Here is a 1607-nt window from a genome sequence, read left to right as displayed (position 1 = left end):
CTAGTGGTTCCCGTCGTTGATTCGTCGAGGGTCAGGCGGCCTTCGGTTCGTGGGCGGCGAGTCGTTCGAGGAGTCGGTTGAGGGACTTGCGCCCGAAGTGCCAGTCGAAGGGCTCGGCGGTGGCGTTGTAGCGGTCTTGGAAGGCCAGCAGTCGTCGAGCCAGCTGCTCGAGGTCGGCGAAGTCGCCGGGCTTGATCACTTTGCGCTGCACGATGGAGAAGAAGATCTCGACCTGGTTGAGCCAGCTGGCGTGGATCGGCAGGTGCACCAGCTCGGCGGTCGGCCAGCTGGTGTGTATGCGTTCGATGGAGCGGGTGCCGTTGTGGGAGGAGCCGTTGTCGACGATCCAGAACACCCGGGCGGCGCTGGCGTAGGGCTCGGTGGTCATCACCTGCTCGACCAGCTCGCCGAACGGTGCGATGCCGGTGGTGGGGGCGCAGCGGCCGATCACTCGGGCTGCGTGGACGTCGTAGGCGGCCAGGTAGGCCAGGGTGCCGCCGCGGCGGTACTCGAACTCCTGCCGCCGGATCCGGCCCGGTGCCGGCGGGAGGTCGGGGTGGCGCCGGCGCAGGGCTTGGAGCTGGGACTTCTCATCGGCGCTGAGCACGTACTCGTCGGGGCCGAGCGGGTGGCCGTCCCAGAGCCGGTCGTAAAGGTCCAGCGCGCGGGCGGCCTTGGCCGCGAAGTCGGGATCGCGAGGAAATATCCACGACCGGTGCCGCCACGGGCGAATGGCGTCGGCGCGGAGCAAGCGGCCGACCGTGGACGGTGAGATCGTCTCGACCACGCCGCGGGTGACCGCCTCGGCGGCCAGCTCGGCGTGGCTCCACCGGGCCAGCGGCACGCCGGACTCGGCCGGCAGTTCACAGGCCAGCGCTTTGATCTCGGCCTCGGCGGTCTTGGGGAAGGTGCGCCGCCGGCCCGGCCGGGGCCGATCGGCCAGCCCGGGCAGGCCCCGGGCGCAGAACCGGGCCCGCCACTTGCGCGCGGTGTCGACACAGATGCCCAGCCGGCGGGCGATCTCGGCGTTCGACGTGCCCTCGGCGGCGGCCAGCACGATCGCCGCACGCTGCACGTCCCGGTGCGGGCGCCGTCCTGAGCGGGCTCGTCGGGTGAGCGCCCAGCGGTCGGCGTCGCTCAAGATCACTCGGGAGGGGCTTGATATCGCCATCGTCGTTTGTCCCGCTGTCGGTGACGATTCCGTCGGCGCCACGCCGCCCGGCGGCCAGGATGAAGCGATGGCCAAGACGATTCCGGACTCGACCAAGAACTCGCTGCACTGGCGGCTGGCCGACCGCGCTCACGAGCGCTGGCCAGATCTGGCCGAGGTACGGATGCGCTATCGCGCCGCCTTCGCCTACGTCGACGGCGTCCTCGCCGACGGCCAGGTCATCCGGCTGTGCCGGTTGCGCTACCTCGGCTCGGCCACGACCTGGAGCTTCGCCATCTATCGCGCCAGCCACGATGACTACGAAGACAACATCCTGCCCAGCGGCTCATTCACCGGTACTGCCGAAGAGGCCCTCGACTGCGCCTGCGGCCTCTACCTCAATGACTCCACCGCCTGGACCTCAGACCCCCGACGAATCAACGACGAGGACCACTAG

The 1607-nt window shown here is 70.0% G+C and carries 2 protein-coding genes; one reads left to right on the top strand and one right to left on the bottom strand.

The window, feature by feature from the left end; genetic code table 11:
* Positions 1 to 31 precede the first annotated feature (31 nt).
* On the bottom strand, positions 32 to 1141 hold the full coding sequence (locus tag IN07_RS18065) for an IS630 family transposase (protein ID WP_197058542.1): 1110 nt from the start codon (positions 1139 to 1141) through the stop codon (positions 32 to 34).
* Between IN07_RS18065 and IN07_RS18060 the strand changes: the two genes are divergently transcribed.
* The gene (locus IN07_RS18060) at positions 1113 to 1607 is read left to right on the top strand and encodes a hypothetical protein (RefSeq protein ID WP_231558455.1); all 495 of its coding nucleotides are present in this window, start codon (positions 1113 to 1115) and stop codon (positions 1605 to 1607) included. The two genes, IN07_RS18065 and IN07_RS18060, sit on opposite strands and share 29 nt — an antisense overlap.

Source organism: Modestobacter caceresii (assembly GCF_000761485.1).
Classification (GTDB): Bacteria; Actinomycetota; Actinomycetes; order Mycobacteriales; family Geodermatophilaceae; genus Modestobacter; species Modestobacter caceresii.
Note: the sequence above shows the minus strand (reverse complement) of the source record. Positions and strands in the feature narration are given on the sequence as shown.